Source organism: Campylobacter hyointestinalis subsp. lawsonii (assembly GCF_013372165.1).
In the GTDB taxonomy this organism is placed as follows: domain Bacteria; phylum Campylobacterota; class Campylobacteria; order Campylobacterales; family Campylobacteraceae; genus Campylobacter; species Campylobacter lawsonii.
This window is the reverse complement of sequence record NZ_CP053828.1, coordinates 1,377,464-1,396,944: the sequence shown is the minus strand read 5'-3', so window position 1 is coordinate 1,396,944 and position 19,481 is coordinate 1,377,464. Positions and strand designations below refer to the sequence as shown.

19 protein-coding genes are annotated in these 19,481 nt (G+C 32.3%); 5 read left to right on the top strand and 14 right to left on the bottom strand.

Features of this window, described 5'->3' with window-relative positions; translation table 11 throughout:
* Position 1: 1 nt before the first annotated feature.
* The 7 genes from CHLWT_RS07185 to CHLWT_RS07155 are packed head-to-tail and all read right to left on the bottom strand — an operon-like array spanning position 2 to position 7,036.
* A complete protein-coding gene (locus CHLWT_RS07185) occupies positions 2-1,207 on the bottom strand; it encodes an O-antigen ligase family protein (protein ID WP_112000684.1) in 1,206 nt (401 codons plus the stop codon).
* A 9-nt stretch (positions 1,208-1,216) separates the two neighbouring features.
* Positions 1,217-2,203, bottom strand: coding sequence for a glycosyltransferase (locus CHLWT_RS07180; protein WP_112000685.1), 987 nt, complete (start codon positions 2,201-2,203; stop codon positions 1,217-1,219).
* Positions 2,200-3,015: a polysaccharide deacetylase family protein gene (locus CHLWT_RS07175; protein ID WP_111949929.1), complete on the bottom strand. Its 816-nt coding sequence runs from the start codon at positions 3,013-3,015 to the stop codon at positions 2,200-2,202. The genes CHLWT_RS07180 and CHLWT_RS07175 overlap by 4 nt, the downstream gene beginning before the upstream one ends.
* Positions 3,012-4,184 (bottom strand): O-antigen ligase family protein, encoded by a 1,173-nt coding sequence (locus CHLWT_RS07170; RefSeq protein WP_112000686.1) that lies wholly within the window; start codon positions 4,182-4,184, stop codon positions 3,012-3,014. The genes CHLWT_RS07175 and CHLWT_RS07170 overlap by 4 nt, the downstream gene beginning before the upstream one ends.
* Positions 4,181-5,269: a glycosyltransferase family 4 protein gene (locus CHLWT_RS07165; protein WP_112000687.1), complete on the bottom strand. Its 1,089-nt coding sequence runs from the start codon at positions 5,267-5,269 to the stop codon at positions 4,181-4,183. The genes CHLWT_RS07170 and CHLWT_RS07165 overlap by 4 nt, the downstream gene beginning before the upstream one ends.
* Positions 5,266-6,162 (bottom strand): ELM1/GtrOC1 family putative glycosyltransferase, encoded by an 897-nt coding sequence (locus CHLWT_RS07160; RefSeq protein ID WP_112000688.1) that lies wholly within the window; start codon positions 6,160-6,162, stop codon positions 5,266-5,268. Before CHLWT_RS07160 ends, CHLWT_RS07165 begins: the two co-directional genes overlap by 4 nt.
* Positions 6,155-7,036 carry a lysophospholipid acyltransferase family protein gene (locus CHLWT_RS07155; protein WP_111970728.1) on the bottom strand — a complete coding sequence of 294 codons (882 nt, stop codon included), beginning with the start codon at positions 7,034-7,036 and terminating at the stop codon, positions 6,155-6,157. Before CHLWT_RS07155 ends, CHLWT_RS07160 begins: the two co-directional genes overlap by 8 nt.
* A 95-nt stretch (positions 7,037-7,131) precedes the next feature.
* Between CHLWT_RS07155 and CHLWT_RS07150 the strand changes: the two genes are divergently transcribed.
* Genes CHLWT_RS07150 through CHLWT_RS07130 form a run of 5 tightly spaced genes read left to right on the top strand, consistent with a single transcriptional unit; the run spans position 7,132 to position 11,350 of the window.
* Positions 7,132-7,941, top strand: coding sequence for a 3'-5' exonuclease (locus CHLWT_RS07150; RefSeq protein ID WP_063997828.1), 810 nt, complete (start codon positions 7,132-7,134; stop codon positions 7,939-7,941).
* A 55-nt stretch (positions 7,942-7,996) separates the two neighbouring features.
* Complete coding sequence (locus CHLWT_RS07145) at positions 7,997-9,214, top strand: nucleotide sugar dehydrogenase (RefSeq protein WP_111985692.1); 1,218 nt, start codon at positions 7,997-7,999, stop codon at positions 9,212-9,214.
* 9 nt (positions 9,215-9,223) lie between these two features.
* Entirely contained in the window at positions 9,224-10,282 is a 1,059-nt protein-coding gene (locus tag CHLWT_RS07140) for an NAD-dependent epimerase (protein ID WP_112000689.1), read from the top strand.
* Positions 10,279-11,097 carry a DNA ligase gene (locus CHLWT_RS07135; protein WP_244948769.1) on the top strand — a complete coding sequence of 273 codons (819 nt, stop codon included), beginning with the start codon at positions 10,279-10,281 and terminating at the stop codon, positions 11,095-11,097. Before CHLWT_RS07140 ends, CHLWT_RS07135 begins: the two co-directional genes overlap by 4 nt.
* Before the next feature lie 10 nt (positions 11,098-11,107).
* Positions 11,108-11,350, top strand: a complete 243-nt coding sequence (locus tag CHLWT_RS07130; protein WP_063997831.1) for a hypothetical protein — start codon at positions 11,108-11,110, stop codon at positions 11,348-11,350.
* Positions 11,351-11,683: 333 nt separating this feature from the next.
* Here CHLWT_RS07130 and CHLWT_RS07125 read toward each other — a convergent pair whose 3' ends face one another.
* The 7 genes from CHLWT_RS07125 to CHLWT_RS07095 form a co-directional block, all read right to left on the bottom strand.
* Positions 11,684-14,443, bottom strand: coding sequence for a DEAD/DEAH box helicase family protein (locus CHLWT_RS07125; protein ID WP_111999896.1), 2,760 nt, complete (start codon positions 14,441-14,443; stop codon positions 11,684-11,686).
* Between the two features lie 7 nt (positions 14,444-14,450).
* A complete protein-coding gene (locus tag CHLWT_RS07120) occupies positions 14,451-15,077 on the bottom strand; it encodes a DNA methyltransferase (RefSeq protein ID WP_111999895.1) in 627 nt (208 codons plus the stop codon).
* 179 nt (positions 15,078-15,256) lie between these two features.
* The gene (locus CHLWT_RS07115) at positions 15,257-16,918 is read right to left on the bottom strand and encodes a DUF262 domain-containing protein (protein WP_111968553.1); all 1,662 of its coding nucleotides are present in this window, start codon (positions 16,916-16,918) and stop codon (positions 15,257-15,259) included.
* Between the two features lie 773 nt (positions 16,919-17,691).
* The gene (locus CHLWT_RS07110; protein ID WP_111968552.1) at positions 17,692-17,898 is read right to left on the bottom strand and encodes a helix-turn-helix domain-containing protein; all 207 of its coding nucleotides are present in this window, start codon (positions 17,896-17,898) and stop codon (positions 17,692-17,694) included.
* Positions 17,899-18,177: 279 nt separating this feature from the next.
* Entirely contained in the window at positions 18,178-18,735 is a 558-nt protein-coding gene (locus CHLWT_RS07105; protein ID WP_111999894.1) for a HepT-like ribonuclease domain-containing protein, read from the bottom strand.
* On the bottom strand, positions 18,728-19,054 hold the full coding sequence (locus CHLWT_RS07100; RefSeq protein WP_111995777.1) for a nucleotidyltransferase family protein: 327 nt from the start codon (positions 19,052-19,054) through the stop codon (positions 18,728-18,730). The genes CHLWT_RS07105 and CHLWT_RS07100 overlap by 8 nt, the downstream gene beginning before the upstream one ends.
* A gap of 9 nt (positions 19,055-19,063) precedes the next feature.
* A complete protein-coding gene (locus CHLWT_RS07095) occupies positions 19,064-19,465 on the bottom strand; it encodes a hypothetical protein (protein WP_058893337.1) in 402 nt (133 codons plus the stop codon).
* Positions 19,466-19,481: the final 16 nt, after the last annotated feature.

The window sequence follows — 19,481 nt, the reverse complement described above, 5'->3', positions numbered from 1 at the left end:
CTTATTTTGCTTTTAAGAGTTTATAGTAATTAGTAAGTATGCTATAAAACGCTATAGCCATAATCATAAAAAACGACCACCTACTACTTGATAATACAAGTGTTGAATTCAAAAAAGAAAATGCATATATAACCCCAAAAGCACTAATGAAAACAAACGGACCTTTTTTGTACGCATTTAAAAATATACTGCCAAATAGAGTCAAAAGAAAGCAAATGCCGATCATTCCTTGCTCGCTAGCGATATCTAGCCATGGACTGTGAGCGTGGAGATTTATTTTGTTTTCTTCTGGGATTATTTCATGGCTTTGGAATTCTGGCTTGTAATAGTCAAATTCCCTATAACGAAAGTTTTTAAAGCCTACTCCTATGACTAGATTGTCTTTAAACATTTCAATGGCTGTTAGGTAAGCAGGTATCCTTGTATGCTTTTGATTTTCAAATGGATGTAGTAGGGTTGAGAGCCTATTTTGCATACTAGTATTTGTTGCGATGAGAGTAGCTATACATAAACAAAGCACGCCTAGTCCAGCAAAAGCAGCTTTTCTGTATGGACTTACCCAAGCTATAATAGGTAAAAATATGGCTAAAACAACAATAGGCCCTCTAGTGCCGCTTATAGGCAATGCTATCAAAATGCTAAATAGAGCTAGTCCATATAAAATATAATGCTTTTTTGGTCTGTTTTGAAGTGTCAGCATAGCACCAAACACAGCTACATAAAGCGGGATGATAAAAGGAAAAATTCTATCATTGCTACTAAATAGATCAGTAGCCCTACCATTCATGATCTCAGTTCCAAAAAGATTATAGCCAATGAAAAGTTGCACTAAAGCGTTTATGGCTATAAATAGTATCAAATATGCTTGAAATTGAAAAAATCTCTCTAGTTTTTCTTTTGAATTTAGACTAGTTTTTATCGCCAAATAAAGCAAAACCCACAAAAACAAAACTAATGCCGCTGAAATAACTCCACTCTTATGTGTTGCCCATAAAACACTTAGTGCTAAATATCCACACCACACAGATAAAAATATAAAAAGCTTATCTTTAAAGATATAAAAATTACGATGTCTAATAGTGTCAAATAAGAACAAAAGCACCACCAAAGCCCCAACAACATTATGAGATTTACCTATAAAAAAACTTATTGTTAGTAGGTAGATTAAATATTGCATTATATTTTCATATTTTAGCTTTGATAGCATATACTCTCCCTATATTTTTTTATTTATTTTATCTAAATAATACTTTCTCAGCTCTAAAATATAATTTTGAAATGTTAAAATTTGTTTTAAACTTTCGTGTTTTTTTGTAAAAAGAGCTTTGAAGTAATCATAATTTTTATAAATTTGCTCAATTTTAGAACCTAAGTTTGTATGAGTACTCAAAAACTCATCATCTAAAATCTCGCTAATTCCGCCAACTGGCGTTGATAACACAATAGGCGTATAAAAAATCCCCTCTATCACAGTAATCGGTAATCCTTCATTTCTTGAACTGATGACTTGCAAATGCGAATTTGCCAAAATTTGTCTAATATCACTTCTAAATCCTAAAAGCTTTACCTTGCTTTGTAAATTTAGTCTTTTTATCTGATTTTGTAGGTTTTCTCTCTCTTTTCCATCGCCAACTATTTGTAAAATAAAATCAAATTTAAGCTTAGAAACTTCATCTATTAAGATATCAAAACCTTTGATTTTATCAAGTCGTCCCACTGCTGTGATGGTAAAAATAGCGTTTTTATGTGGAGTAATCTCCTTTGGGTTTATACCAAAATAGATGACTTTGCAAGGCTTTTTTATCGTTTTTGCCACTGCTTTTGATACTGCGATGACGTTTGAAACGCGGTTAAAAATCTTTCCTTTGCGGTTGTTATGTTTAGTTGCAATAAATTTAAATGGTAAAAATTTGGATATTATGAAGCTTATCTGAGTAGCTTTTGTGCCGTGTGAATGTAAAATCTCAGCTTGAAATTTTTTCAGCACAAAAAAAAGCTCAAAATACAAAAATAGGTTATAGCGTTTGTCGTAGCTTTTGTATTCGTAAATTTGCACATTAGAGCAAACCTTGTCTTTGTAAAGACAGCCGCGCGGAATGATAAGCAAAATTTCATCGGTTTTACTTAATTCGTTTGCAGTTTCAACGACGATTTTTTCAACTCCACCAAAGATAGTTGAATGCGAAAATAGGGCGATTTTCATCTTACTCTACCGTTTTTCATTTTCAGTATAAATGCAAGCATACCTTGTCTGCCACTTATTAAAATTCTAGGAATTTCAAATTTGTTAAATTTGTCTTTAAAATAGACTGAATTTTGCGTAGTAACTGCACTTTTGTAACCAAATTTTCGCACAAAATCTCTACTTTTTTCATCATAAAATCCAAACGGATACGCAAAACTTTCGCATTTTATACCAAATTTACTTTCTATCTCTTTTTTTGAATTTAAGATCTCTTTTTGCTTTTCATTGTCGCTAATTTTTGGTAAATTTACGTGATTTAATGTGTGTGAGCCGATCTCTATAAGTCCGCTTTGAAGCATAGTTTTAACTTGCTCATCGCTTAACATTCTCTCTTTATTTAGCTCATCGCTACTTTGATTTAGGTCTTTATCTGTCGCCCAATTGGCGTTAAATCTATTTAAAACTATAAAAATAGTGGCTTTCATATTATACTTTTTTAGCAATCTAAATGCATTTGTGAAGTTATCTTCGTATCCATCATCAAAGGTGATAACTACTGATTTTGGTGGAATTGTTTCTAAATTTACAAGTTCGCTTAAAGTAAAACTAGTAAAACCATTTTTTTTAAGCCAAATAAGCTGTTTTTCAAACTCTTCTGGCTTTACTCTTAGACGGTTAAATTTGCTTTGGTTTTTTGGTAAATGATGACTTATCATATGATACATCAAAACTCTAGGATAATCATAGGATATACTTTTTCTCCACCACGTAAAACGAATAGAAAAGATAATAAAAGCTATAAGCAGTATAGCAAAAATGAGATAAATCAATTTTGTTCCTTAAAATCATCTAAGTAAGCTAGAAATGTGAAAATAACAATAAAACTAAGCAGTTCTTTTGACATATATGCACCAAAATCAAACTGCGAAATTATAAACAGATACGTAAAAATTGCAAAAAGTTCGTAGTTTTTTGTTTTGAATGCTTTTATGAAAGTCATTGTGATCATATACAAGCAAAATATAGAACCAAATATTCCTGTGTATAGAAGTGCTTCTAAGATTAAATTGTGAGTGGAATTCCAATCAGGAGATTGTAAAATCGGGCTATTTGGAAGATTTCCAAAAGAACCAATTCCATATCCAAATAGTGGATTTTGAAGTATCATATCTAATGAATATTGCCATATTAAAGTTCTGTATGTGGTATTAAGAGAGATAAGCGCTTCAACTCTATTTTGTAATGAGCTATAACTCAAATAAAATATGGCTATTAAAATAGCAAGTGTAATTAGAAGTATGATATGTTTTTTTTCTATTTTTTTAAATTTAAGTATTAAAAAAATGGCTATAGCCGTAGCACTTGCTACCCAAGATGACCTTGCAAATGAAAAAACGGTAAAAAAAGTAAAAAATATAACCAAAAAAGGCATTAAAATTTTATTTTTAATTAAAACAAAGCTTAAAACAAAACCAAGTCCGACAAATAGCCCAAAACCGGTTCTACTCCCTAAAGACCCGCTCAATCCACCACTTATATGGCTAATTAGCCCCGGTGTCATAGCTAGATAAAAAACAGCCGTCATACCTAGCAAGATAAGCCCAGCAAAAATAAAATAAATAATCTCTTTTTTGCTAAAATAATCAAGCCTATAAAAGTATGCTAAGGCTACAAAAATCAGTCCATACCTAAAAATAAAAAGTATAGTGTGGCTCCAACTTTTACTTGATAAATACTCTGGATTTAATAAATTTGATATGACCATCGACAACACTATACCAGCAAATGCTAAGCCTAAAAATCTTGTCTTATATAAAATATCTTTTATGATACCGAAATTTTGAGTGCATAAAAGATGTATTATAAAAAACAGATCTAGCATCACAAAAGATATCTGATAAATGGCATTTTTAAACGGCAATGACACTACCCAAATAAATAAAATAGTCTTAAAGACTAAAATTTGCCAGTCCTCTAGCCTTTGTTTTATGTGCGTCATTTTGCAGTCTCCTCGTAAATTTTTATAGTTTTATCAAACATTTGTTCAAATGAAAAGTTGCTTTTTATATACTCAAATCCATCAAATTTAAGCTCTCTAGCTTGTAAAATCATATTTGCAAGTCCATTAAAATCGCCTATTTCAAAGAAAAATCCATTTTGTCCTTTTATGATTATGTCTTTTACGCCGCCGTGATTACTTGCGACAACTGGAGTATTTAAAGCTATAGCCTCAGCCACACTTCTTCCAAAACTTTCTGGCTTTTTTGAGCTACTTACTACTACATCGCTTAAGGCATAAATTTCTGCTATTTTGCTCTGATTTCCTGTAAATATCACACTATTTTTAAGCCCTAAATTTACAACTAAATCTTGCAGACTTTTAAAATATCGTTGCTTTTTTTTATGAGACGATCCTACTATAAGAGCTTTTATTTTTTGAGTTTTGGCTAATAAAGATACTGCTTTTATAAACGTTTCATAGTCTTTTAGCTCAGTTATCCTGCCTACTGATGTGATGATAAAATCTCCATTTTGGATACCAAATTTAGCTTTAAACTCTTCTATGAAATTTTTATCTAAATTTGAAGGATTAAACGTTTTTAGATCGACACCGCGCGCAATGATCGTAATCTTTTTAATATCAGCTTTAAAATATTTTAAAATATGCTCTTTTACGCAGTTGCTTGGCACTATGATGGCATCTGCTTTAGTCATTATTTTGCTGTAAAAATTCGGCGAATTTAGTCCATGAACCGTACTTACGACTTTGAGTTTAAGTGTTTTATTTGCAAAAAATATAAGCCAAGCTGGTAAGCGAGAGCGAACGTGAATGATGTCAGGGCTTATCTCTTTTAGGATTTTTCTAAGTCCAAAAACTCTAAATATAAAACTAAATATATTTTTACTAAATACGTTAAATTTAATATGTTTTCCACCATCACGCGATATATGTTCTGCTAGTTTTCCACCTTTGCTTATGACAAAGGATTTAAAGTTATTTTGAGCTAAAGCTCTGTTTATATCGATAACTCCACGTTCTACGCCGCCTTCGTTTAGCTCAGGAAGTATTTGAACTATTTTCATAATTTCACCTCTTTTAATGCTTTGCTTATATCAAATTTCAAAGAGTTATTAGAAATATTGCCGTTATAGACGTGCAAAAATCCGCTAGTTTCTAGATTTTTTATAAATTTATGATATTTATTTTCTTTTTTGCTAGGTGAGTAGTTGATGATTTCTATGTTTGCTTTACCATTGCAGACTGCTTGGCTTATCATTGAAGTTGAGTCTGATGTTATAAATACATAGTCGCAAAACTCTAAAAAATCAGCTATAGGATTAATTTTATTTTGCGAATAAAATACACTAAAGTCGAAATTTAAACCCATTAATTTATCTTCTAACTTTTTTGGTGTGCGAGGAGATGTGGTAATGAGCTTTTCGTAATTTGGAAATTTATCGCAAATAGCTTTGATCTCATCAAAAACTAAATTCTCATCAAAGTCAAAATTTCTATTTTTGCCGCCGATTATAAAAGCTATCGCCTTTTTTGTTGGTGTATAGAAACTATTTTTTGATAGATAGTTTAAATTTACTGGCACAAGAAGTGCGTTTTTTAAATTTTTTTTGTAGTCGTGGCTCATAACAAACATAAGATCAAAATCATTTTTATATCCTTTTACGCTCATCATAGCGACGCTTTTTGCGTTTAGTTTTTTTGCATAATATTTTAGTGCATAATACGTATTTGAGCCTGCTGAAACAACTACGTCGTAGCTATTTTTAGTAGGAGTTTGTGATGTAAATATTTTAAATTTCAGCCCTAAAAGATCAAAAATATAAGAGATCGCCTTTAGCCATCTGTTTTTAAAAGAAACCTTTATGATCTCATAGTCTAAATTTAGATATTTGCAAAATGCGATCGACTGATTTTCGTGTCCTACTCTATCGTCGCTTAAGATTAGGGCTTTATTCATCGTAGTTTTTCCATCTGTTATGTACCCAAAACCATTGCTCAGGTGCTGATCTTATGACGCTTTCTATGGTGTCATTGCAAGTTTGAACTATATTTTTTGTGTCTATTTCGTTGTCTTTGCTAAGTGTAAATTCAAGTTTTTTTATAATAGGTTCATAGCTTCCGTCGTTTTTTCTTCTTAAAAATATCGCGATGACTGGCACTTGATACTTTAAAACAATCGCGGCAACTGATTTTATCGTATAGCAAGGCATTCCAAAAAAATTACTTTTTATACCATTTGCTCCTTTGCCTGAGTTTAGATCAGGCAAGAGACCCACAAGTCCGCCATTTTTTAGCTGCTTTACCATTTTACTCATTGCCTCGTGCTTATAGGCTAAAATATTTCCAAATTTTTGTCTAGATGGCTTTGTGATTTTAGTTTCTATGAGTTCATTATTGCCTTCTCTAGCTATGACTAACTGCGGATATCCTATCTTTGCGACATAGTGTGAAAGCGCTTCCCAGTTGCCAAAATGAGCTGTTATGAGTAGGGCGCCTTTGCTAAGCTTAGATATCTCTTTAAAGGATTTTTTTATAAATTCTTTTTCGTTTATGTTTTTTTCAAAATCAAATTTATCATTGTATATCAAAATACTTTCACAAGCTGTTTTTGCTATACTTTGGAATGTTTTTTTGGTAGTTTCGTATGCTTCTTTTTCATTTAAATTTAGAGCTTTTTTTAAATTTGATATGGCTAAATTTCTTCTTGATTTTAGTATATAAAATAGCAGTATTCCTATAAACTCAAACATTTTATATGTAAATTTGATCGGTAAGATTTTGCTTGTTTTGATTATGAAAACTACAAAAAAGTATTCAAGTTTTTCTCTCATTTTTCACCTTTTTTAAAATTTATATTATATCTATACTATTATAAAAACTAACTTTTTATAGTAAAATAACAAAAATCTTAAAAAAAGTAGGTAAAATGACAAAGAGTGAGCATATTTGTGTATTTGATTGTGAAACTGTGCCAGATAGTGATACTTTAAGAAAAGTTTTTGGCTATGAAGGAGACGATAAGGAAGTTGCTAAACGCGCTATGAGTGAGCAAAAAGAGAACACCGGTAGCGAGTTTTTACCAGTTTGTTTTCATAAAGTAGTTGCTATATCGGCTGTTATGGCTGATAAATTTGGCAGATTTTTGCGAGTTTCAACGATGCAAGGGCAAGACGAAGAGGAAAGAATAACTAAATTTATCCAGTTTATTAATAAATTTAATCCGCGTTTAGTTAGCTTTAATGGTCGTGGATTTGATATCCCTATGCTTATGATTAGGGCGATGCGATACAATATATCCTCTCCATCGTATTTTGATATCAATGATAAAGAAAACGGCAAAGATAAATGGACAAATTACAGAAGTAGATATGATGGCATTTTCCATCTAGATTTGCTTGATCATATCAGCGAGTTTAGATCAGTAAGCGGACTAAAGCTAGATCATCTTTGTAGTAGCTTAAATTTACCCGGAAAGTACGACGTGCATGGCGATCAAGTTCTTGATATGTTTTACAATTCAGAGCTTGATAAGATAAATGAATACTGCGAAAGCGATACTTTAAATACTTACTGGTTATTTTTAAAATACGAGCTTTTAAGAGGAAATTTGACAAAAGATGATTACGCTAATTATATAAGTGTGATGAGTGAATTTTTAAATGATCAAAAGCAAGGTATGAGCTATACTGACGTATTTTGCAGATATGTAGAAGATGAGCTAAAAAGGCTTAGTTAATATTATTTTTGGCATAATTTTAAAAAATTTAGGCGAGAAAACTTTAGGAGAAAAAATGGAAGATATAAAAATAGGGATTATCGGTCTTGGATACGTCGGAATGCCTTTAGCTGCGGCGTTTAGCGATGCTTTTAGTGTTGTAGGATTTGACCTAAATGAAAAACGAATAAATGAGCTAAAAAATGGTATCGATAGAACTCTTGAATTAGATGAAGAACAGATGGCTAAAGTGTTAAAAAATGGTATGAAATTTAGTATAAATTTAGACGACATAAGAGAGTGTAACTTTTACATAGTCACCGTTCCAACACCGATAGATAAAAATAATCGCCCAGATCTTACTCCGCTTTATAAATCAAGCGCTAGTTTAGCAAAAGTGCTTAAAAAAGGCGATATAGTAGTATATGAAAGCACGGTTTATCCAGGAGTTACTGAAGATGAGTGCGTGCCTGTGCTTGAGACTAGCGGACTTAAATTTGGTGTGGATTTTGAGTGCGGATATAGTCCTGAGCGTATAAATCCGGGTGATAAAGAGCACACAGTTACAAAAATCAAAAAAATTATATCCGCAAGTAGTCCTAAAGCTCTTAAAACCATAGAAGCTGTTTATAGCAAGATCATTAAAGCAGGGGTTTATAAGGCTAGTAGCATAAAAGTAGCTGAAGCTGCAAAAGTCATAGAAAATACGCAACGCGACATAAATATCGCCTTTGTAAATGAGCTACTTATGATATTTGATAAGATGAAGATAGACACGAATGAAGTGCTTGATGCGGCCGCGACTAAGTGGAACTTTTTAAATTTCCGCCCAGGACTTGTGGGTGGGCATTGCATAGGCGTGGATCCATACTATCTTACGCATAAAGCCCAGGAGATCGGCTATCATCCAGAGATCATTTTAGCAGGACGTAGGATAAATGACAATATGGGAATTTACCACGCAAATCAGTCTATTAAAATGATGATAAAAAATGGTTTGAAAGTAAATGGTGCTAAAGTTTTGGTGCTTGGGATCACTTTTAAAGAAAACTGCCCTGATATCCGCAACTCAAGAGTTATCGATGTGATAAAAGAGCTTAAAGAGTTTGGTTGTAATGTAGATGTTTATGATCCTTGGGCGGATGCAAATGATGTGAAAAAAGAGTACGGCTTGGAGCTTTTAGAAAATTTAAATTTAGATGGATATGAATGCGTGATCTTGGCTGTAGCACACAAAGAGTTTTTAAGCGTAGATTTTAGCAAATGCTTGTCTTATAAAATCAAACGAATTTAAGGGCTGCTTATGAAGATTTTAGTTACTGGAACAGCTGGATTTATAGGATTTCATCTAAGCCGTGAGCTAGCTAAGCGTGGCGATGAAGTGGTCGGATTTGACTGTATAAATGATTATTACGATATAAATTTAAAATACGCAAGGCTAAACGAACTTGGTATCAAACGTGAAAATATAGAAGAAAACATAGCCGTTGGTTCTAGTATTTATCCAAATTTAAGCTTCATAAAAGCAGATTTAAGCGACCTTAAAACTATGAAAAAGCTTTTTGAAGAGAGCTCGTTTGACTGCATAGTAAATTTAGCCGCACAAGCAGGAGTTCGCTACTCACTCATCAATCCACACGCTTATATAAATAGCAATATTTTAGGCTTTACAAATATACTTGAGTGCTGCCGTAATTATGGCGTAAAAAACCTAGTATATGCAAGCTCAAGCTCAGTTTATGGACTAAATGAGAAAATGCCGTTTTCCACTCACGATAGCGTAAATCATCCTATCAGTCTATACGCTGCAAGCAAGAAATCAAACGAGCTTATGGCTCACACTTATAGCCATCTTTTTGGATTTAGCACGACCGGACTAAGATTTTTTACCGTTTATGGCGAGTGGGGACGTCCTGATATGGCTCTGTTTTTATTTACCAAAGCTGCCTTAGAGGGCAAAACTATAGATGTTTATAACTACGGCAAGATGAAAAGAGACTTTACCTACGTGGCTGATATCATAAAAGGTATAATAAAATGCGTAGATAATAGAGCTTTGCCAAATTTAGCTTGGGATGCTAAAAATCCAGATCCAGCTACTTCAAGCGCACCTTATAAAATTTATAATATCGGTAACAACTCTCCAACCTCTCTAATGGACTACATAAAGGCGATCGAGACAGAACTAGGACGAGAAATCAAGAAAAATTTTATGCCGCTTCAAGCAGGTGATGTTCCTTCGACTTACGCTGATGTGAGCGATCTAATAGAGGACTTTGACTATAAGCCAAATACTAGCGTAAATGACGGAGTTGCAAGATTTGTGAAGTGGTATGTTGATTATTATAAAGTAAAAATTTGAAGTTTTTAGCCCTGTTATTAGCCCTTTTTTTAGGTTTAAAAGCCGAAGTTATGCTATTAAAAGAGTATAATGATGAAAATTTAAGTGGTTGGTATGCTAGTGAGAAGTATGATGGCATAAGAGCTATTTGGGATGGTAAGAATTTAAAAAGCAGAAATGATAAGATCATCAACGCTCCAAAATGGTGGCTAAAAGATTTTCCGAGTTTTGCTATAGATGGTGAGCTTTGGAGTGAGCGAGGTGAGTTTGAGTTTATCAGCTCAGTGGTAAGCTCTTTTGATGATAAAGGTTGGGAAAATATCAAATTTATGATATTTGACGTGCCAAACGCTAGTGGAAATTTGCTTGAGAGACTAGATATTTTGCGTGAGTTTTTAAAGCAAAATCCAAATAAATTTATAAAAATAATAGAACAAAAAAAGCTAAACTCAAACGAAGATGCTTTTGCGTTTTTAGATGACATTACAAATGGCGGTGGCGAGGGCGTAGTCGTAAGAAACGCAAACGCACCTTATAAAAAAGGCAGAAGTGGTGAAATTTTAAAGCTCAAAAAATTTAAAGATAGTGAATGCAAAGTCGTCAAACTGCAAAGCGGTAAAGGTAAATTTAAAGGGCTTTTGGGTTCGCTTATTTGTGTTGATATTTTTAGTAATGTAGAGTTTAAGATCGGCTCTGGATTTAGCGATGAGCAAAGGGCAAACCCGCCACAAATTGGCTCAATCATCACATATAAATACCAAAGTTTAACTAAATTTAAAAAGCCTAGATTTCCTGTATTTTTACGTGTTAGAAGTGATAATAATTTAACAAGATAAAGGATAAAATATGAAAAAAGTATGTTTTTTAGCCATAGTATTTACTATGAGTGCTGGTGCGTGGCCTATAAACGAAGCTAGTAACGCTTTTGAGAGAAAATATCATAATGAAGGCTCTATCTATAGACAGTTAGGACAAGGTAAATGGGAATGTACTGATAGATATGCTAAAGACTCAGCCCAGCTTGAATGGTGCATAAAAGGCTGGAATTATATGGATGAAAAGCTAGAAAGTAAGAAGAGGGATTGGTGATTATATTACCACTTTGGCTTTGACAAATACATCTGCTCATCATTTATATCTTCAAAAAGCTCTTCTAAGCTATCTTTTTGCTTTTCTAAGTTTATTTTGAAGTTATAGCTTATTTATGAGACTTTCTAAAAAAACCAAAGAGTATCGATTAGAAAAAGGTTGGACTCAATATGATTTAGCTAAATTTCGCTTTGCCTATAGATGAAAAGTAAAGTAGAAAAGCACTTTAAATTTTCTTTATCTTTAGAAACAACTTATATAGATGACATTTATTTTTAAAAGGCATTATCATAAATTAAAATGCCTTTTAGTAACGCGCACGTTTTTTACCCTTTAAAACACGCTTGCTATCTCATCAAATTTGATTCGCCATTTTTTATACTCATCAGGCACATCGGTTGTATCATTTACCACACGGCATACGATTTGCAAATTTATGCCATCTTTGTAGTAGGTCTTGCTCTCATCAAAGATTTTTTTGTAGCCATCTATCTTGTGCTGCCACTCGCTAAATACAAGTCCCTTTGGATCAAGCAAAACTATCTTTTGCGTATCGCCTTTTTGCGCCCAAAATATAAAATCAGGGTGAAATTTATGCCCTTTTGCGTCCTTGATATATGGCACATAGATATTATCAAGACTCTCATCATTTCGGCTAAAAAACCACCATTCATACTTGCTATCAAGCACTGGCGTAAGTCTTTTTATGTGTTTTAAAAATTTAGTTTCACTCTCATCGTCTATGATGTGACTTATCCACGCAAATTTATTTTCACTATGTAAAACAGGCATAAAGTAGTGAGAGATAAAGTCAGGATCTATCGTTACGCCTTTATAGTTTTCATCTATTAGCCTTATTGATTTTATTTTAGCCTCTAATCCGTCCTTATACTCATCATCTACGCCGATATGTTTAAAATGCACTATCTCATCATCAAGCTTTTTAAATTCACTAAATTTCTCGCTATTTATCTTCAAATTTCGTGCGATTTTATCCATTAGATTTTGGCTATTTTTATGATCCATTTTCTCATCAGTGCCAAATTTGTTTTGCCCCACTAGCCCTCTTATCTCATCTATCTTTGATCTACCAGTTATGCCGTATTTTAGAGCGATTAGAGCATTTTTCATATTTTTAGTGATGCTTGTGAGATAGTCTTTATTTTGGCTACTCATCTTTATGGTGCTATCTTTATCTATCTCATTTAAAGCTACTTTAAAAGGCTTATAAACGGGGATAAATAGCCTTTTCTCGCCTGTTATGCGTTCGTTTTTACTTAGGGCTATTTCACTTTTTTTGCTTACACTTTTGCTTAGCTCTTTTTGTGCATTTACTATCGCTTCTACCCCCTCTTTTGTAGTAGAAAATATAAAAAGACTCTCAAGCATCAAGGCTGATTTTTTATATTTTTCTTTTTCATTATCGCTTATGGCTATGTAGTTTAGCCTTTTTCTAGCTCCACCAATGCTTTGCACTCTTAGCCCACGCCCAAGACTTTGCACTAAAAATTTCTGTGCATCGCCTGAGCCTATGTTTAAAAACAACATAACATTTGGTCTAGTGCTATCCCAGCCCTCATAAAATGTCCGCGAACCAAGCAAGATATTTATGCTATTTTCATTGATATTTTTAAAATACTCTTTGTTTTCAAAACTTCGTGTGATTTTTATATCGCTTAGTTTTTCTTTTATCCACGGCATTATATCGCCAAATTTGACTAGCAAAAACGGTTTATCCGCAGTATCAAGCTTAAATGCTATCTCGCCTACATTTTCAAAGTATATCGCTTCAAGGTTTCCGCTTTTTGCATAAAATACAAGCTCTAAAATTTCGCTATTTGCTATGTTATAAACTTCATCGCTTAGCTCTTTAAAGCCTAAGATATCATCACTGCTTTCATTATCGCTTATTAAAAATCTTGCCTTTTTTAGATCATCATAAAGCTCTGCTTTTGCCACGCTAAAAACATCATCAAGGTTTTTGCTTGCCACGCTTTTTATCGTGTTAAAAAGTATCTTTGCATCGCTCTCATCAGTATTTACAGAGTTTGCAAAGGCTACCATCATAGGATTATGATACGCCCCTTTTATTTTTAGTTTTTTACTTAGTGCTAATAGTGTGATAGCCTTTAAAAGGGCTTTTTGGCGTTCAAACTCATTAAATTCGCTATTTGTTTTATAGCCATTAAGGTCGTTAAAATTTAGCATCCTTTTTCCATAGCCCATTTGCTGCCACTTTGCAAAGCTTATATCGCATATCGCCGTTACTTTGTTTTCATCACTTACAAATGTCGCTGAAAAGTTAAACAAAAAGCCATTTTTGCTCATTATATTAAAGATATTTTGGCGTTTTGAGTTCTCTTTTTGGCTAGTTTTTTTCTCGCCTTTGTGTGCTTCATCAAGGATTATATAGTTATTGGCGTTGTTTAGATAGTTTGCGTAGTCTATTTTATTTTCTTTCTCATCATCACTTAGCAAGTCCGCACGATATGCCCATACATTTATTTCATCAAATAGTGAGTTTTCACTGCTGTAATTTTTCAAGCTATCAACACAAATTTGCCTTTTTGCACTCTTGTTATAAAGCTCTACTTCATCTTTAAATTTTTGCAGTAAATGCTCATTTGCGGTAAAAAACATTATGTTTTTCTTTGGGATTAGATTTTCACTCATCGCCTTTGAAAGTAGCTCTATTAGCTTTATTATTACGATAGTTTTACCGCTACCCATAGTCATATAAAAGCTCATTTTATTTATAAAATTTGCAAAGCTTATCACGCCTCTTTCGTCATCGTAAAATGGCTTTAATATCTCGTTTTCGCTAAGCTTTTTGTCTAAATTTGGCGTTTCATATTTTTTATAAATTTCATATAGCTTTTCTTTATCGCCGTTAAAATCATTATAAAATTTAAAAAGCACTTTAAAGGCATTTTTTAGCGACTCGCTTTGATAATCATATAGTTTTTTATCCGCACTAAACTCGCTAAACTCGTGGCTAAGGCTTAGTAGATCTACATCTTTAAATTCATCTTTTGCTACTCTTTCAAGCACTATTTTAGCGTTATTTAGATTTAGTTTCTTTTGTTTTGCCATTACTTACCTACCACACTAAAAAGTTACGCAAAATTTGCATTATTTTTTCATCATTAAGCGTGTCAAATTCTTTAATACCGTAATTTAAAAAGCTCTCTTTTAGATCAATATTTGCGTATTCATCTCCGAGATTTTTTAAATTTAAAGCTAGATTTTCATCATAAGCGCGGCTAAGTTTTTCATCAAATAAAAAGCAGTCTTGCTCACTCTCACGCAAATTTTCTGCGTCTTTTGGCACGGGGCTAAATTTGATATTTCGCAAGATTTGCTCATAGCTTTCAAGCTCATAGTATTTAAAGCACCCACCACCGCTAAAATTTGCAGCTTTACTAATTCCACCTTGCTCGCCACTTAGCACCTTTTTCATACGTGGCAAGATAACAGTGTCAAAATGCTCACCCATTTCTACGCCTAGCCATTTTCTCCCCATTTTATGAGCGGTAGCTAAGGTCGTCCCACTGCCGGCAAAAAAGTCCATCACTAAGTCGTTTTCATTTGTTGTCATATCTACAATTCTGTAAATTAATTGTTCGGGCTTTTTAGCATTGCCAAACTGCACACTTCCTTCTTTTGTTAAATTTGTCATTGCAAAAGCAAAATCCCATAAAGTTCCTAACCTTTTTTTGATATACATATTAGATAAGTATAATATAATGTTTTGACAGCGTTATGACAAATGGATTGAAATGTGATGGAAAAATTACATATTTTAAACAATGTAAAGCAAAAAGACTAGATATAGGTTGCAAAATGCGATTAAGCTAAAGCTACCTTAATCGCATTGTTTATATATGTTAGGATTCCAATGAGATTTTAAAAAATATCAATATGTATTTCTATCTTATGTTTAATCTCATCACCTCGCATTTTTAACGCTTCTACATTCCATTGCTTATGCTTAAAAATATCTTGTGTGATAGTAAAGCTTGTGCTGACATTATCCTTGTTGAGATAGACTTCGCGTTTTTCTTCATAGCTTTTATTTTGAGCTTGAGTATTCTTTTTAAATCTTAACAATGTTAGATTAGCTATGGCATTTGTCCAGCTATCCCTTTCTTCATCGCTAAAGATTTTTTTCCAATCGTCGTTGGGAGTTCTTGGTAGGATATGCTCTGTATGAAGCTTATTGTCCATTTCTATAAACCCAATTTCATCATCTTTAGAAAAGTATTCAAGCAAAAGTAATGTTGGTTTTACCCACTTCAAATCATAAACATCTGCATCATCTAGCCATTCTTTATAATCTTTTGTTGTGCCATATTTTTTGAGATTTTCACGCATAATGTTTTTTATCTCATCTATTGGTTTAATATCCTTGACTGCTTTAAGGATATTAAATGAAACTTGCTTAAATCTGTTAGCCGTTGCCATACCTATAAGGTTTTGGTAATAGTAAGCCATAAGCAATTCTTTTAGCTTATTGTAATCTTTATAATCCACCATTTTTGCAGCACACAAAATGCTTCGCCAATAGATTTGATTAGGCAGATACCTTAAGCAATAGATATGTTTATCCTTAGTGTTAATTATCTCAATGTAGTGGTTTGCAAATGTTTTTATCTCTTCAATAATGGCTGTTGAATCTTGCTTAGTTTTTTCAAAATAAGTTTTAAGCTCTTTATCAAGCCTTCCTTTAGGATTGTCTGCTATCGCATAGTAAAGATAAGCATTTAATGTGTCATACATAGAAAATCCCATTGTTTTCAAATTTGACATAATCTCTTGCCAAGTTGTTTTAAAAGCTTCTCTACGCTCTTTGTCTAATGACTGCATAAGAGAAGATTTTAAAATATCCACAGGGCTAAGTGGCATACCCCTATCATTTAAAACATTAAAGATTCTAATCGCACTTTCTTCATCAGGGCATTCAATTCTTGTTAAAATCACCTTTGTATAAAGCCACGACACAAAATCGTCTATATCAATACTATTTTCGTCAATTGCTTCTTTAAGCCTTTCTTTTAGATAATACGCATTTTGTAAATATCTATTATCCTTTATATCTTGTGCTTTTTTAATATCTTTTAGCCTTTCTTGTAAAACATTTTCTCTTAATACGCTATTTTCAAAGGCAATTTGATACTTTTCATCTGTTAAAAATTTTAGCTTGTGTTTGTCTTTATCATATTTATCATATATGCTATCTTGTATGCGATCTTTGTTTTCAGCTCCCAAGTTATCTATGTAAAAATCTCTAATCACACAGGCTAAAATAGTAAAAGTAGTGAGTCTCTGCTGCCCATCTATAATATCATATCGCTCGCTATTTGCACCCCTTGCAATCACTAATGAACCACAGAAATATTGCACTTCTTTATCATTGCGATAGGATTCTGTCAAATCCTCAATTAAATCGCTAATTTGATCTTTATCCCACGCATAAGGTCGTTGATATGATGGGATTTGATAAGACATCTTTTTATTTGCCAATAAGTCCTCTAGATTGAAACCTTCTACTTTGAAATCATTTGCCATTATCGCTCCTTAAATGTAATATGTGTGTGTATTATAATCAAAAAACAACAACAAGGCTGCAGTTTATAAACTATTATCTAGCTAAAAAGATTTAACTCACAAACTAAATATTTGGTGTTATAAAAGTTATACCTTGTACGAATTGAGCTTGTGGGTTGTCCTTGAGATTGCCCTGTGTGTCAAACTCATAGCGATTGTCATCATAGATTAAATAATATTCTAAAATATTGCCCCAAATGGATAGTTTGCCTTTGTTTTTAATTATGATTTTAGCAAAATGTGCTTTAAAGCAAGTTTTCGCTAAGCTTTTTGTCTAAATTTGGCGTTTCATATTTTTTAAATTTAAAGCTAGATTTTCATCATAAGCGCGGCTAAGTTTTTCATCAAATAAAAAGCAGTCGCTCTTGCTTTACAGATAAAGGAAAAAGAAGTAAATAGAAGTGATTATTTAAAATTAAAAGAAAGTTTATAAAAATATTAGATGGTGGTTAGAGGCTAACTAGATTTAAGCTAATAAAACGCCTATTTATTGGCATTTTGTGATTTAAGTTTTCAATACTGCTTGAAATACTACCTTATTTACTTTTTTAGTAAATTTACCAAAATTTGGCAAAAACTTACTAATAAAAAATACTTCCCATAAATACTACGCTTTAAAAGTGCCATTTTTATATGACTTGTAAAGCTTTGCATTTGCTTGAAAAGACACGAAATGCAATTATATATTAAAAATCGCCGCAAAGTCAATTATAGTCGCGGCATTTATGTAAAAACTAGCAATTTACAGCAAATTTTTGTAGCCATTCGTTTATGGCTTTTCTACTATAAAGTATCGTTTTGCCGTATTTGTAAAAAGGGATAGAATTATCCTTGCCCTGATTTATTTTCATCCTTGCTTTTGCTTGTGCGCTTTTTGATATACCAAATTCCTGCTCTAACTGCTCTATATTCATCAAATCATTGCTTTGAATTTTTTTCATTTTCGCTCCTTTTGTTTAGTTTGTTTTGGTTTGACAACATTACTCAAAGCAAACCCAAACACAGCTTAGAAAAATGATATATAAAACCATTAGCCCTAACAAATACTAAGTTTTAAATGCCTGTATTATTTGATAGTTTGCTAAAAAAAATAATAAAATATTTAATTCAGAAATAATAAAAAATTTAAATTTAGCAAAAATAAAAATAATAAAAAAGATAAATTTTTAGTAAAAAAGAGATAAAAAAGGTTAAAAATTTAATTTTTGAGAATGCAAAGTTTATCTTACATTCTCATTGGAATTGTTTTTAATAATATTACTTAGTTTGCCAGTATATGTTTTATCAAGCTCAAGTCCATTTTTTTGTAATATATCGTAACTTTTTTGGATATCGGATTTTAATTCGCTTTTGGCTTGTGATGTTAAAATATCTTGCTTTTTAACAAAACGATCAATTTTTTTTTGCAAATCTTCGCACATGTCTTTTTTTGTTTCTTTTAAAACCTTTTGTATATTTTCTTTGAGTTTTGGTAATTTCGTATGTATTGCATGTTCTATGATTTCATTTTCTATATTATCGTAATCATGTGAAGACCAATTTCTAACTTGCTTTAGCCCCTTTAGATCGTCTTTGTCAATTTTGCTTAAAATGTGGTATTCTTGCGCTTTTTCAAGCTTTTCGAACTGCTGATGAATTACATCAAAGTGCTTCATTATAGCTGGTTTTAAAATCGACTCGTCTTCTAAAGCTTTTGTGACTCCATTTAGGTTGCAAATCTTTTCTATTTCTTCTATTTTTTCAACCGCCGTCTCTAATCTTTTGATACAACTAGACATAAATCGCTCCTTTTACTATCTTATTCTCTTGCATTTTTTGTTCAGAGTAAAAATCGCAAATATCTACGGATTTGTGAAATTTATTTGAAATTTGTTTTCTTAAATCATGCAAATATTCAAACGCATTACACAAATCCAATCTTTCTAAAAAATTCTTTTTATCAGCCAACACCACTATATCGATATCAGATTCTTCGTCTGCATAACCTTTGGCATAGCTTCCAAAAAGTCCTATCTTTTGAATGCCGTCTTTTTCAAGGCTCGGCTTAATTTCGGACAAATAAGCAAGTATGGCTTCTTTTGTTAAGATAGGTTGCATAGTATATCCTTATTTATTTATTTCCATGATTTTATCTATATCTATATTAACTTTTTCTTTGCCAATATCCCTGCAATATGCCAACTTCTCGGTTAAATAATATACTTTTTGTAATTTTGCTGTTTTGTTCGCTGCACTTAAATATATATCTCCACTAACCCTATCGCGCCCTTTAACCCTTGTTTCTTCATCAGCTATTTTCTTTGCTTCTCTAGCTTCTTTTTCCATTTTAAGTAGTATTTCACACTCTTTTTTTGTTAATTTATTTGGTTTTTTTGTTGCAATATTATCAAAATCAGATGTTTGACTATTGCTTTGAACTTTTGGTAACTCTGGTAACTTCAGCTCTGCGCATCCAGTTAATACTAACCCAGCCACCGCAGTAGCTACTAAAATTTGAATTGTTTTCATCATTGATCCTTTTTTT